The sequence below is a fragment of the Nocardia sp. NPDC052254 genome (assembly GCF_040679495.1).
Taxonomy (GTDB): Bacteria; Actinomycetota; Actinomycetes; order Mycobacteriales; family Mycobacteriaceae; genus Nocardia.
The window spans coordinates 100,319-115,410 of record NZ_JBFAUW010000017.1 but is presented as its reverse complement, the minus strand read 5'-3'; the positions used below and the strand labels follow the sequence as shown (position 1 = coordinate 115,410).

Here is a 15,092-nt window from a genome sequence, read left to right as displayed (position 1 = left end):
GCGAGTGTGCGCCGCCCGGGATCGGTGATCACCCCCGCCGCGATCCGGGCCAGCGCGAGTGCACCGACCACGATTGCGGCCGTGATCACCAGCGAGCGGTACCCGAACGGCGAGACCAAGGGGCCGCGAACCCCGCCGAAGCGAAGGCCAAGATTTCAGAACTGGATCTTCAGATGGTCGGTGACCGGATGCGCCTGGCAGCCGAGGATGTAGCCGGCCTCGATGTCCTCCGGATCCAGGATCTCCGAATTGTCCATCTCCACCTTGCCTTCCAGCACGGTGCAGGCGCAGGAGCCGCATTCGCCCTCCTGGCAGGAGTACGGCACGTCCAGGCCCTTGGCGAGCATGATGTCGACCAGGGTCTGGCGACGCGGCCACTGCATCGAGTGCGTCTCGCCGTCGAGTTCCACCTCTACGGTGGCGGCGTCGGCGGCATCCTCTTCGCTCACTTCGGCGGGCGCGGTGTCGGCGAACGGGTCACCGGACAGCGAGTTGAACACCTCGGCGTGGGTGCGGGTGCGTGGCACCTCCAGTTGGGCCAGCGCGTCGTGGACGCGGTCCATGAAGGGTTTGGGGCCGCACATGAAGGCGCGGTGGTCGGTGAAGGGCGCGCACAGCGCGGCCAATCCTTCGACGGTCGGCAGTCCCTGCAGTACCTCCAGCCAATGTAGCACCACCAGTCGCTGCGGGTTCTTGGCGGTGAGCTCACGGAGTTCCTCGGCGAAGATCACCGATTCCGGATCGCGGTTCGCGTAGACCAGCACGATCCGCGCACTGCCGCGCGCGAGGGCGGACTTCAGGATCGACATCACCGGAGTGACTCCGCTGCCGGCGGCGAACAGCAGCAGATCCTCGTCCAGATCCTTCGGGGTGAAGATGCCCGACGGCGGCAGGACCTCGATCTCGTCACCGGTTTTGACGTTGTCGCACACCCAGTTCGAGGCGTATCCGTCGACGGTGCGTTTGACGGTGACCTTGGGCCGGTCGTCGGTGTGCGGTGAACTGGCCAGCGAATAGCAGCGTGCGACCGAACCCGTGCGCTCACTCGGAATGCGCAGCGTCAGGAACTGGCCGGGCTGATAGGCGAAGCGTTCGCGCAGATCCTCGGGCACATCGAAGACCAGGGAGCAGGCGTCGGCCGTCTCCTCGACGACAGCGGCGACCCGCAGCACGGCTGATCGCGAGCTGTGCGGTACGACGGGATCGACGGTGGTCATGGTGTCCTCTCGGGCCGGACGTCAGCGGGTCGGGTTGTACCTTACCGCAAACTAGAACGTGTTCTAATTTATGATACGTGCCCGTCCCGCTGCCGGACAAGCTGGGCCTCGAGCCCCGCGATCAGCACCTCCATGCCGAAGTCGTAGGAGTATTTGCCACGCAGATCGCTCAGATGCTTCACGGCCCGCTCGACGGCATCCGGAAGTGGTGTGTCGGCCAATGCGGAGTGGTCACGCGGATTGACCCGGGCGCGGCCGAACAGATATGTGTGAATGGTGGCGTAGGCGGCCAGCACATTGCGGTCGTCGAATCCGGCGTCGGACAGGATTCCCATCACGGCGGCGATCAGATCGAGTTGTTTGCCGAGAGTCTGTTCGATGAGCACGTCACCCAATCCCGGGTGTTTGCGTAGCTTCTCGTCGATTTGATCGATCAGTTCCCGCAGTCGCTGTTGCCAGGTGCCGAACTCCGGTGGCGGGGTGCGTACTCCGGTCAGGGCCGCGCTGGCCACCAGATCCAGCAGTTCGCGTTTGTCGGCGACGTAATAGTAGGGCGCCATGGGGGAGACGCCGAGTTCGCGCGAGAGCCGTCGCATCGACAGCTTCTCCACTCCGTCGGCGCGCACCACGCGCAATGCGGCCTCGACGATCTCGGCTTCCGAGAGTGTGTTGCCGCCGCCGCTCGTCTGCATCCGTCCTACTCCCATGCCACCTCGAGACCTGTCGCGGCTCGCCCGTCGGACATCCGTCATCTGCTGTTCAACGTGCTTGCCTTCCGCAGTCTAGAGTGCGAGTTCGCCGCATCGGTCCGGTACAGGGTGGTGGCTGGTACGCGGTCCGGCGAGGCATCGAGCTGTGGATTAGCCGAGGGTGCGCCGGAGTTGCTTCGAAACGGAAGAGTCGCCCGGTAAGTGAATGTTGCTGTGTGATAGCCGATTACTGTGTACCGCCATTGACGGCCCGCGAAGCCGAATGCGGTGCCGGTGCCCGGATTCGGTATCGAATTCCGGCCGTTTTTTTCGACTGAGGATGTCCCGCGAGCGGTTTGCGCATAGCATTCCTGGAATGCGCCATGATCGACTACCCAACGGGTTCGGGGTGCGAATCGATCCTCGGGTGCGCGCCTATTCCGGTGGAAGGCTCTTGGTCGGTGGTACGCCGACGAGGTTGCTGAAGCTGGCTCCGGATGCGGCCGCCCTGATCGGTGACGGGTATCTCGAAGTGACGGATCCCAAGTCCGCTGTGGTTGCCAGACGGCTGCTCGACTCCGGGGTCGCCAACCCGCGTCCGCGGCTGCTGCCGTCGCCCGAGGACGTCACCGTCGTGGTGCCGCATCACAACGACGCCGCGGGACTGCAGCGGCTGCTGGCGACCCTGCGCGGGCACAGTGTGGTGGTCGTGGACGACGGGTCGGATCGGCCGGTCCGAATTCCGCGCACCGGCGGGCGCTGCCGGGTCACCGTGCTGCGCCACGACACCCGGCACGGGGTGGTCGCGGCGCGCAATGCCGGATTGCTCGCCGCGACAACGGAGTTCGTGGCGTTCCTGGACTCGGAGGTGGTGCCGCGCGCGGGCTGGCTCGAGGTCATGCTGGGGCATTTCAGCGATCCGGAGGTGGCGCTGGTCGCACCGCGGATCGTGGCTCGGGAACCGGATGCCAGTGTGCTGGGCCGGTACGAGAGCGCGCGTTCGTCGCTGGATTTCGGCCGCCGCGAAACCGCGGTCAGTTCGCGCGGCTCGGTCTCCTATGCTCCGGGCGCGGCGTTGCTCGTTCGCCGGCGCGCGCTGCTGGCGGAGGGCGGCTTCGACGAGCAGATGCGCTCGGCCGCCGATATCGATCTGTGCTGGCGCCTCGAGCGGTCCGGCTGGCGGCTACGCTACGAGCCGGCCGCGCACGTGGCCTGTGATCAGCCGGCCTCATTCGGGAAGTGGTTCGGGCGCAAGGTGTCCCACGGCGCGAGCGCGGCGCCGCTGGCCCGACGGCACACGGGTATGGTCGCGCCGCTGTCGGTGCCGTTCTGGACGATCGCGGCGACGGCACTGCTGGCCACGGCCTCGCGGGCCGGAATACTCGGCGGGATCGCGACTTTGGTCGCCGCGCTGATCCGGCTGCGGCGGGTCTTCGCCGAGCTCGACAACCCGACCCGGGTGGCGGCGATCCACCTGGCCCGTGGCTTCTCCGGCGGAGTGTGGCGCATCGTCTCGGCGCTGTGCCGGCATTACTGGCCGGTGACGGTGCTGGCGATGATCGCCTCGCGCCGGATTCGCCGGATCGCGCTGACCCTGGCGATCGCGGACGGACTGGCCGACTGGTTCACTCATCGCGACGCCGGTGGCCTGGACCCGCTGCGCTATCTGTTCTGCAAGCGGCTCGACGATATCGCTTATGGCACCGGCCTGTGGTCGGGTGCCATCCGGGCTCGTAATGTTGCCGCGTTGCGCCCGGCCGTCCCGCGCCATTGATGACGGGCGACACAGTGTCACTGCGATGCCGCCTGCCTCACATTTCCCGATGATCCGGACCCGGTGTGACCTGCCGGACAAACCGCAAGCTTCACCCATGCCGTTCCCGACCCGCCGGTACAGTGTGGGACGGGAAAGAAAGGCAAATGGTCAGCAATCTCACAGGCGATAACCGCCCAGGGCACAGGGTCGAGCCCGGGACGCAGCTCGGTGCGCTGGAAGCCTATGCCGCTCAGGCCCATGGATATCTCAGTGTCGGGGGAGATCAGCTCAACCAGCTGCCCGGATTACTACGTCCGCTGGTTCTGGAGTCGTGGTTGCGTAGTCTGCGCGGCGGCGTCGATCCGATGGACATTCTCGACGGTCGTGGGCTGCGGGGCTCCGATCTGCAGCGCTATCGCGACAACCATCCGATAGCCGCGGTGATGCCACTGGTCGACAAACTGCTGTTGCAGGATGCCACCGGGATCGGATTGATCGTGGTTGTCGCCGATCAGTTCGGCCGGGTGCTGTCGGTGCACGGCAATCCGGACCGAGTCGAGGCCGCGGCCGAGGTCGGGCTGCGGGAGGGCGATGATCTGTCCGAACGCCGGATCGGAACCAATGCCGTGGGCCTCGTGGTTCGCACCGGCCGCGCGACCTGGATCCACGGCCCGGAACATTTCCTGCACCGGATGCATCAGCTCACCGGAGCGGCCGCGCCCGTCCACGATCCGGACGGTCGCCTGGCCGGTGTCCTGATGATCGCGGGCGGCGTGCGCGTCGCCCGTCCCGAAATCCTGGCGCTGGTGAAGGCGGCGGCCACCGCGGCGGAGATGGATCTGGTGCTGTCCGCCGTGCGTACCGAACAGCGGGGTGGACCGCGCCCGGTGGCGGATCGACCGGCGGCGCGAACCACCGGCCGCCTGGCGCTCGAGGTGCTGGGGCTGGGGCAGCCGCAGTTGTCCGTCGACGGTGAGCGAATCGCGTTGTCGCAGCGCCATGCCGAGATTCTGCTGCTGCTGGCCGAACACGTCGAGGGCTTGTCGGCCGATCATCTGGCGCTGCTGCTCGACGACACCGATCTCGACAACGCCACCATCCGGGCGGCCATGTCGCGACTGCGGTCGGTGGTGGGACCGGAGGTCTTCGGCTCGCGGCCCTATCGGCTGCGGGTCCCGGTGTCGACGGATGTGGAGGCATTGCGCGCGGCGCTGGATTCCGGGGATGTGCACAGCGCGGTGCACCACTACACCGGCCCGGTGCTGCCCCGTTCGACAGCTCCCGGAGTGATAGACATCCGCGATGAATTGCGGGTGCGATTGCGCACCGCGGTGTTGCGATCCGGTGACGCCGCCGTGCTCGGCCGATGGACATCGGGCGCCGAGGGGCGTGACGATGCGGCCGCGTGGGTGGCCTATCGCGCGACCGCGGATCGCGATTCCGCCCTGTATGCCCAGATCGAGGCCAAAATCCGGGTGCTCGACCGGCGAATCGGGGCCGATGCAACGCAGATGCAACGTTTCGGCTCGTAGGCTCCGCGTCTGAAAGTGCTCTGACTCACACTCGCAGGTCACACTGTGGTTTCGGGCACATCTCTGTCCGGTTATCGGTCGAGTTGGACATCGGTCCGATTTTTTTTGAAGGATCTCGTTCCTTTTTATAAGTCTTCGGCCTAATGTTCGCTGCATGACACGGTGTGCGTGATTCGCCACCGGACGCAGGAGATGAGGCCGGGGAATGCGTCGGCCGGGATGTTGGAGGGTGTCGGTTCGATATGACTTGGTGACCACTCTGGTTCACCGAAATTACTGAGACGCAATCTATTTCGATTCTTCGCACCCACGCGGTCGGGGCGTGTGGTGTCTTCGCCGAACCATCTGTGGCCATGCCTCCGCGCGTGCCTCCGGGCCGCATCCGGGGCCTGTTTCGTGCTGCCCGAAAACGTTCGGTTGCTGGGTATTTCGTCGATCGAGGAGGGCTCTGGTGCAGGATTCGGAGTTGAGCGGGTGTGGACCGGATGAGCGGCAGGACGCCGCGAGCACGACCGTCGGTGAACCGTCGCCGTTTCCGCTGACGCCCGCACAGCTCGGCGTCTGGTACGCACAGCTGCTCGATCCGCGGACACCGATCACCATCGCCCAGTACGTCGACGTGCACGGTGACCTCGATGTCGAGGTGCTGCGGCGGGTATCGATCGACGCGGCCCGGGAATTCGGGTCCACGGTCGCGCGACTCGGCGAAACCGACGGCGATCCCTACCAGGTCGTCGATCCGCGGCTGCCGGTCGAGATCGAGCCGGTGGATCTGCGCGCGGCCGACGATCCGGTCGCCGCCGCGCACGAGTGGATGCGCGCCGAATACACCGCACCGATCGACCTGGTCTCGGACCGGCTGTTCGCGGGGGCGGTGCTGCGGGTCGGCGAGCGGCGCTGGTTCTGGTATCTGCGGGCGCATCACATCGTGCTCGACGGATTCGGGGCGCTCACCAACACCATGCGGGTCGCCGAGCGGTACACCGCCGCCGTGCGCGGGCTCGAGCCGGACCCGGCGACGGCCGGCACCCTCGAATCGCTGGTCGCGGGGGAACAGAAGTATGTGGGCAGCAGCCGGTTCGATTCCGATCGGCAGTACTGGGGTGAGCGGGTTCGCGATCTCGACGGTGCGACCACACTCAACGGACGCACCGCCCCTCGGGCAGCGGGCAATCTGGTCTACGGCCGGCAGCTGCCGGACCGGATCGTCGCCCGGATGAACGATCTTGCCGCAGCACATGATTCGACGGCCGCGGTGGTGTTGCTGGCGGCCTTCGCGGCCTACCTCGCCCGATCGACCGGCCGGGACGAGGCGGTGCTGAGCCTGCCGGTCACCGCCCGGACGACGGCGGTCATGCGGCGTTCGGCGGGCATGCTGTCCAATATCGTTCCGCTGCGCTTGCGGATCGGCGAGGCCGGCTGGGCAGAGCTGCTGCGCCGGACCCGGGTCGAGGTCGCGGGGGCACTGCGGCACCAGCGGTATCGGCACGAGGACATCCGGCGGGATGCGGGGATGGATCAGCCGGCGACCCGGCGTGCGCTGTTCGGGCCGCTGGCCAACATCATGTTGTTCCGCAGCGATCTGACCCTGGGCGATACCGTCGGGCGCTACCACGTACTGTCCACCGGTCCCGTCGAGGACATGAGCCTGAACGTGTACTACGGCGACAGCGACCGGGTGCATGTCGACTTCGAGGCGAACCCCCATCTCTATTCCGGCGACGACATCGCCCGGCACCACGCGCGCTTCGTCGGCTTCCTGGAGCGGCTGGTGAATCTCGATCCGGATCGGTCGCCGGCCTCCGTCGAGGTCACCACCGATCTGGAACGGGAAGTGACGCTGCGGATCTGGAATGCCACCGAGGTGGACATCGATGAGCTCGCGGGCCGGGGCGCGACGCTGGCGTCGATGTTCGCCCGGCAGGTCGCCCGCACGCCCGGCGCGATCGCACTGCGCGGTCGCGAAACGCTCACCTACGCCGAACTGTCGCACCGGGCGAACCGGCTGGCGCGAGAGCTGATCGCGCGGGGCGCCGGGCCGGAAACCACGGTGGCGCTGCATATCCGGCGCTCCACGGAGCTGGTGGTCGCGATGTACGCGGTGCTCGCGGCCGGGGCGGCCCCCCTGCCGCTGGACCCCGATCATCCCGCCGAACGCACCGGGTACGTGCTCGGGATCGCCGAGCCGGTCGCCGTGCTGACCACCCGCGACGATCACGGCGACGGCGACGAGGACTGGATCGATCTCGAGGATCTGGAGACGGGGGCACATTCGGCCGAGCCCGTCACCGATGCGGAGCGCCGCTCGCCGCTGCGGCCGGGACATCCGGCGTACGTCCTGTTCACCTCCGGATCGACCGGACGGCCCAAGGGGGTCGCGGTCCCGCACGCGGCGATCGTCAACCGGCTGGTCTGGATGCAGAGTGCCTACGGACTGAGCGCCGACGATGTGGTGCTGCAGAAGACGCCCGCCACCTTCGACGTGTCGGTGTGGGAACTGTGCTGGCCCTTGCAGATCGGCGCGAGTCTGGTGCTCGCCACCCCGGACGGGCACCGTGATCCCGCATACCTGCGGCAGGTGATCGCCGAATACGGGGTCACGACTGTGCATTTCGTGCCGTCGATGCTGGCGGCGTTTCTGGCCGCGGCGCCGCGCCCGGACGAACTGATGTCGCTGCGGCACGTTTTCGCGTCCGGTGAACAGCTCCCGGGGCCGGTGGCGCAGCGACTGCTGACCGCGGTCCCCGGTGCGGGGTTGCACAATCTGTACGGGCCCACCGAGGCAGCGGTGGATGTCACCGCGCACCGGGTGGGGCCGCTCGATACCGCCGGGGTGCCGATCGGCGCACCGGTGCACAACACCCGGCTGTACGTGCTCGACGCACGGCTACGGCCGGTGCCCGTCGGTGTTGCGGGTGAGCTGTATCTGTCGGGGGTTCAGCTCGCTCGTGGCTACGTCGGGCGGCCGGAGCTGACCGCCGAACGGTTCGTCGCCGATCCGTTCGCGGGCAGTGAATCCGACGCCGGGCCCGGTGCGCGCATGTATCGCACCGGTGACCTGGTGCGCTGGACCGCCGACGGCGAGGTGGAATATCTGGGGCGCACCGACTCCCAGGTGAAGCTGCGCGGTCTGCGTATCGAGCTCGGTGAGATCGAGACGGTGCTGGGGCAGGTACCCGGAGTGGGCCGGGCCGTGGTCGTGGTGCGCGACGATGCCGGGGCCGGGGCACAGCTGGTGGCCTACCTCGTCGGAATCGGGGAATCCGGGCCCGATGCGATCGACACGGCGCGGGTGCGCGGGGTGGCCGCGAGACAGCTGCCGGGATATATGGTTCCGGCGGCGTATGTGCTGCTCGACGCGTTGCCGGTGAATGCGTCCGGCAAACTGGATCGCGCCGCGCTGCCGGCGCCACAGCGGTCGGCGGGCAGTTGCCGTGCGCCGCGGTCGGTCTCGGAGCGGGCGGTGGCCCAAGCCTTCGGTGCGGTGCTCGGCCGGGACCGCATCGGACTCGACGACGACTTCTTCGCCCTGGGCGGTAATTCACTGGCCGCCACCCGCGTGGCCGCACGGTTGAACGCCGATCTCGGGTCCGGGATCGGCGTGCGGGAGTTGTTCGAGGCGACCACGGTCGAGGCACTGGCCGAGCTGATCGACCGGGCCTTCGAAACCGGTGACATGTGCGAGGCGGCCGGCCCCGTCGCGGGGCCGCGCCCGCCGGTGCTGCCGCTGTCGCCGGCACAGCAGCGGATCTGGTTCCTGCATCGATTCGACACCGGCAGCGCCGACTACAACATGCCCTTCGTGGTCCGGATGAGCGGGCCGGTCGACAGCACCGCATTGCGCCGTGCGCTCGCGGACGTGGTGGCGCGGCACGAGGTGCTGCGCACGGTGTTCCCGGCCGACGAGGCCGGGGCGGCTCATCAGAATATTCTTCCCGCCACCCGGGTCGAGTCGGAAAACTTTCCGGTGAAATTCGTTGCCGCCGAACAACTCGAGGAAGAGCTCCGCCAATTTGCCGGAGCCGGATTCGATCTGGCGCACGAAATTCCGGTGCGGGCCGCGTTGTTCGCCATTGCCGCCGACGAATACGCGCTGGGTGTGGTGTTGCATCACATCGCCGCCGACGGAATGTCGCTGCCCGTGCTGGCCCGGCAGGTGGGCGTCGCTTACGCCGCGCGGCTGGCGGGCGGCGTGTCCTTCGATGACGCGCCGGCCGTGCAATACGCCGATTACGCACTGTGGCAACGGGACAGGCTCGGCGACCTCGCCGATCCGGCGTCCGTGGCCGCGCGGCAGCTCACCTACTGGACCCAGGCGCTGGACGGGATTCCCGAACAACTGGATCTGCCCGCGGACCGGCCGCGTCCTGCCGTCGCCGGTGGGCAGGGCGCGGTGTACCGATTCGAGCTGCCCGCGTCGTTGCATGCCGCGATCGTCGAACTCGGGCGCGCCCACGGCATCTCGACATTCATGGTGCTGCACGCCGGTCTGGCGGCGCTGCTGGCCCGGGTGAGCGGCAGCGACGACATCGTGATCGGCACACCGGTGGCCGGCCGCGGGCACCGCGAACTCGACGATCTGATCGGCATGTTCGTCAACACCCTGGTCCTGCGGACGCCGATCGCCGCCGATGAGCCCTTCAGCGTTGTGCTGGAACGGGTTCGAGACACCGACCTCGCCGCCTTCGCGCACGCGGAGCTGCCGTTCGAGCAACTGGTCGAGGCGCTGAACCCGGTGCGGTCGGCGGCACGTCACCCGTTGTTCCAAGTGATGCTGGGAGTCGCCGACACTCGGGACATCGAGGTCGAGTTACCCGGATTGTCCGTGCGGACGGGTACATTGGACACCGGAGTGACCAAGTTCGACCTGCAACTCACGGTCACCGAAAGCTTCGCCGGTGCCGGTCCCGGGGAAGGTCCGGCACCGGCGGAGATCACGGCGGAGTTCACCTACGCCACAGATCTTTTCGACCCGGAAACCATCGCGCAGTACGCGCGGTGGTGGCAGCAGCTGCTCACCCACGCCGTGGGTGAGCCGTCCCTGCCGGTGGGCGAGTTGTCCCTGCTCGACGGGTCCGAATCACAGCATTGCCTCGAGTCGGGGCGTCGTGACGCAGACGCCCCGGCCGCCGAGGTGCTGAGCGAGTTCGCGCGGCAGGTGCGCCGGTGCCCCGATGTGGTGGCCGTCGTCGACGCGAATCGGCAGTTCACCTATGCCGAGCTGGACGCGCGGATCAATCGGCTCGCTCGTCATCTGATCACCCTCGGGGTGCGGCCGGAATCGACGGTCGTGCTGGGAATGCGCCGCTCCGCGGAGCTGGTGATCGCCGCCTGCGCGGTACTGACCGCGGGTGGCGCGTACCTGCCGATCGATCCCGATCAGCCGCTGGCACGACTGCGGCAGCTCGTGGCCGCCGCGCAACCGGTCTGCGTGCTCACCGCGGGGGACGTGCCGGAGCTGGGAGTGCCCGCGGTCTCGGTGGATGCCGCTCGCGAGTACTCCGGCCGTCCGCTCGCCGATGTCGATCGCATCCAGCCGGTCCGGTCCGCGAACACCGCCTACGTCCTGTTCACCTCCGGGTCGACCGGCACCCCGAAGGGGGTGACGGTGCAGCGCGGGTCGCTCGACAACCAGATCGCCTGGATCATCGCCGAATACGGGATCGGCGAGGGCGATGTGGTGCTGTTCAAGACTCCGCCGACCTTCGACGTCTCGGTATGGGAACTGTTCGCACCGCTGTGCGCCGGCGCGCGGCTGGTGGTGGCCGAACCCGACGGTCACCGCGACACCGCGTATCTGGCCGCCGTCATCGCCCGGCACGCGGTGACGATGACCTCGTTCGTTCCGTCCCAGCTCACCGCCTTCGCCCACGCTGTCGACACGGACGACATCCGCACGCTGCGTACCGTTTTCGCGGCGGGTGAGGCGCTGGGCGGCGCCGCGGTGCGGGCGTTCGCGGCGGTCTGCGACGCCGCCGTGCACAATTTGTACGGGCCCACCGAATTCACGGTGCACGCCACCCACGCGCGGGCCGATGTCGAGCGCCGCGGCCCGGTGCCGATCGGTGGACCCGTGCGCGCCAGCCGTGTCCTGGTGCTCGACGAGCGGCTTCGCCCGGTGCCCGATCTGGTGGTCGGTGAACTGTATCTGGCCGGTGCGCAGGTGGCGCGCGGATATCTGGGGCGCGGCGCGGCGACCGCGGGACGATTCGTCGCCGATCCGTTCGGCCCGGCCGGCTCCCGGATGTATCGCACCGGTGATCTGGTGCGCCGGTCGCGCGGCGGTGATCTGGAATATCTGGGCCGCAGCGATTTTCAGGTGAAACTGCGCGGGCAGCGGATCGAGCTCGGTGAGATCGAGGCGGTGCTGCTGGCGACACCGGGTGTGGCGGGTGCCGCGGTGCGGGTGTACCGGCACGATGCCGGTGAGATGCTGGTGGCCTATGTCGTCGGGGACGGCGATCCGCGGAGTCTGGTGGCGGACCGGCTGGCCGAACAGCTGCCCTCCTATATGGTGCCCGGCGCCTACGTCGGGTTGTCCGCCCTGCCGCAGACCCCGTCCGGCAAGCTCGATCGCGCGGCGCTGCCCGATCCGGTGTTGACCACCGCCCGGTTCCGGGCACCCGCGGACGCCGAACAGCGCGCGGTGGCCGTGGTATTCGAGCAGGTCCTCGGGGTGAGTCGGGTCGGACTCGACGACGACTTCTTCGCCCTGGGCGGCAATTCGCTGATCGCCACGCAGGTTTCGGCCCGGCTGGCCGATGCGCTGGACCGCGAGGTCGCGGTGCGCACGCTGTTCGAGCACTCCGATGTGGCGGGTCTGGCTCGGCGGCTGCGGGACTCGGCATCCCGGCGGCAGCCGGCCTTGGCCGCGCGTCCGCGACCCGAGGTGGTGCCGCTGTCGTATGCGCAGCAGCGGATGTGGTTCCGCAACAGGTTCGATTCGGAATCGGCGGTCGACAATCTGACCACCGCCGTGCGGCTGTCCGGTGCGCTCGACGGTGCCGCGCTGGCGGCAGCGGTTCGTGATGTCCTGGACCGGCACGAGGCGCTGCGGACCCGGTACCCGGATGTCGACGGCGTGCCGTATCAGCAGATCGTCGCCGCCGATCAGGTGCCGGTCGACCTCACGCCGCAGCCGGTGGACGCGGCCGAGCTGCCGCCGCGGCTGCGGGAACTGGCCGCGGCCGGTTTCGTGCTGCGCGATGCGGCGCCGCTGCGCGCGACGTTGCTGCGCTGTGCCCCCGAAGAACACGTACTCGTGGTCTCCATTCACCACATCGCCGCGGACGGTTGGTCGATCGCCCCACTGACCAGGGATCTGATCCTCGCCTACGCCGCGCGCGCCGCCGGTTCCGCGCCGCGGTGGCAGCCGCTGCCCGTGCAGTACGCGGACCATGCGCTGTGGCAGCGCGAGGTGCTGGGATCGGAGGACGATCCGAGGTCTCTGTTCGCCGGACAGATCCGGTTCTGGCGCGACGAATTGGCCGGACTCCCGGACGTATTGGCCCTGCCGGGCGATCGCCCGCGCCCGGCGGTGGCCTCCGGACGCGGTGCGCGGTACCGGTTCACCCTCGCCGCCGAACCGATCGCCGGGCTGCGGGCGCTGGCCGAGCGGAACGGCAGCACCTTCTTCATGGCCCTGCACGCGGCAACCGCGGTACTGCTGGCCAAGCTGTCCGGACAGCGCGATATCGCGATCGGCACCCCGATGGCCGGCCGGGGTGCGGCGGCGCTGGACGAGCTGGTCGGCATGTTCGTCAATACGCTGGTACTGCGGACGCAGGTGGCCCCCGAGCTGTCCTTCGCGGAACTGCTCGCGGAGGTTCGCGACGGTGATCTGCGGGCCTTCGCCCATCGCGACGTCCCGTTCGAACGCCTCGTCGAGGTGCTGAATCCACTGCGCTCGGCGGCCCGGCATCCGCTGTTCCAGGTCATGCTGGATCTGCGACAGGCCGCCACCACACCGCCACGGCTACCCGGGCTGCGGACCGAGATGCTCGAATTGGATTCGGGCACCGCGAAATTCGACCTGCAACTGACGCTCGAAGAGCAGCCGGACGGCGGTGTCGCGGCCGTCTTCGAGTACGCGACGGATCTGTTCGACGAGGTCACGATCGCGGCCTGCGCACGACGGCTCGGCACCCTGCTGGACGTCGTCGTCGCCGACCCCGCCAGGCCGATCGGCGCGGTCGATCTGCTCTCGGATCGGGAGCGGGAGCAGATCCTGGTGGCCTGGAATCGCACCGATCGCGCACTGCCCGCGACGACCCTGGCGGCGTTGTCCGCCGAACGGGCGCACCGGTGTCCCGACGCGCCGGCCCTCCGTTTCGAGGGCGCCGAATGGACCTACGCCGAACTGTCCGAGCGAGTGAACCGGCTTGCCCGGCTGCTGATTTCGATCGGTGCCGGACCCGGGAACACCGTCGCGATCGGGATGCGGCGCTGTGCCGATCTGGTGATCGCGGTCCATGCCGTCATCGCCGCGGGAGCCGCCTACGTGCCCGTGGATCCCGACCATCCGGAGCAGCGCATCCGGGCGGTGCTCGATGCGGTGCGGCCCGTGTGCGTGCTGACCCGCTCCACCGACGGCGTCGAACTCGCGACCGATGACGCCGGTGTCGTGCTCGACATCGACCTGTGCGACACCTCCGGCTATTCGGCCGCACCGTTGACCGATGTCGATCGTGTTCGTCCGTTGCGTGCCGGGCATGCGGCGTATGTGATTTTCACGTCGGGTTCGACGGGTCGCCCGAAGGGCGTGGCGGTCAGCCATGGGGCGATCGTGAATCGTTTGGTGTGGATGCAGTCGCAGTATGGGCTGGATGCGGATGATGTTGTGTTGCACAAGACTCCGGTGACGTTCGATGTGTCGGTGTGGGAGTTGTTCTGGGCGTTGCAGGTGGGTGCGCGGTTGGTGGTGGCGCGGCCTGGTGGTCATCGCGATCCTGGTTATCTGGCGCGGTTGATGGACGAGGAGGCGGTGACGACCGCGCATTTCGTCCCCTCGATGCTCGCCCTCTTCGTCGCGCACGCGCGACCGGGCTCGCTGCGGACGGTGTTCACCTCCGGTGAGGCGCTGCCCGTGGGAGTGGCGCAGCGGTTGCGTGCCGCCACCGGGGCCCGCCTGCACAATCTGTACGGTCCGACCGAGGCCGCGGTCGATGTGACATTCCATGAGGTGATCGACGCCGACACCGTGACGGTGTCGATCGGGCGCCCGGTGCACAACACCCGCGTCTACGTCCTGGATGCCTGGCTGCGCCCCGTGCCGGTGGGCGTCGCGGGCGAGTTGTACCTGGCCGGAACGCAATTGGCGGAGGGCTATGTGCGGCGGCCCGACCTCACCGCCGCCCGATTCGTCGCCGACCCGTTCGGTGACGGCGCCCGGCTGTACCGGACCGGTGATCTGGTCGCCTGGAACGCGGCCGGTGAGCTGGAGTACCACGGCCGCACCGACTTTCAGGTGAAGGTGCGCGGTCTGCGCATCGAACTGGGCGAGATCGAAGCCGCACTCGCCGATCTGCCGGATGTCGACCGGGCGGTGGTGATCGTGCACAGCGATCCGCACACCGGTGATCGTCTGGTCGCCTACCCGGTACCCGTCGCGGGCGCCGATATCGATCCGGATGCGGTGAAAACAGCGCTGGCGCAGCGACTACCGGCCTACATGGTGCCATCGGACTGTGTCGTCCTCGACGAGCTGCCATTGAACGGCTCCGGCAAGATCGATCGTGCGGCGCTACCGGAACCGGTCCGGCGGATGCGGGAATTCCGGGCACCGGAGACCTCCACCGAGCAGCTGGTGGCATCGGTCTTCGCCGAGTTGCTCGGCGCCGAACGGGTCGGCCGCGACGACGACTTCTTCGAACTCGGCGGGAATTCGCTGCTGGCCACC

General features: G+C 68.4%; 5 protein-coding genes (1 of these 5 cut by a window edge). 3 read left to right on the top strand and 2 right to left on the bottom strand.

What is annotated here, in order from left to right:
- Positions 1 to 155: 155 nt before the first annotated feature.
- A complete protein-coding gene (locus AB0L57_RS28915; protein ID WP_364968714.1) occupies positions 156 to 1,217 on the bottom strand; it encodes a ferredoxin--NADP reductase in 1,062 nt (353 codons plus the stop codon).
- A 68-nt stretch (positions 1,218 to 1,285) separates the two neighbouring features.
- On the bottom strand, positions 1,286 to 1,924 hold the full coding sequence (gene mftR2 / locus AB0L57_RS28910) for a mycofactocin system transcriptional regulator MftR2 (protein ID WP_364968711.1): 639 nt from the start codon (positions 1,922 to 1,924) through the stop codon (positions 1,286 to 1,288).
- A 358-nt stretch (positions 1,925 to 2,282) separates the two neighbouring features.
- Between mftR2 and mftF the strand changes: the two genes are divergently transcribed.
- The 3 genes from mftF to AB0L57_RS28895 all read left to right on the top strand — a co-directional run.
- Positions 2,283 to 3,680, top strand: coding sequence for a mycofactocin biosynthesis glycosyltransferase MftF (mftF, locus tag AB0L57_RS28905; RefSeq protein WP_364968710.1), 1,398 nt, complete (start codon positions 2,283 to 2,285; stop codon positions 3,678 to 3,680).
- 146 nt (positions 3,681 to 3,826) lie between these two features.
- Positions 3,827 to 5,194, top strand: coding sequence for a GAF domain-containing protein (locus AB0L57_RS28900; protein WP_364968707.1), 1,368 nt, complete (start codon positions 3,827 to 3,829; stop codon positions 5,192 to 5,194).
- Between the two features lie 451 nt (positions 5,195 to 5,645).
- Positions 5,646 to 15,092, top strand: the 5' portion of a protein-coding gene (locus tag AB0L57_RS28895) for a non-ribosomal peptide synthase/polyketide synthase (RefSeq protein ID WP_364968704.1). The gene runs 8,196 nt beyond the window's last position; 9,447 of the gene's 17,643 nt are visible here — the first part of the coding sequence; the start codon lies at positions 5,646 to 5,648; its stop codon lies off the right edge, out of view.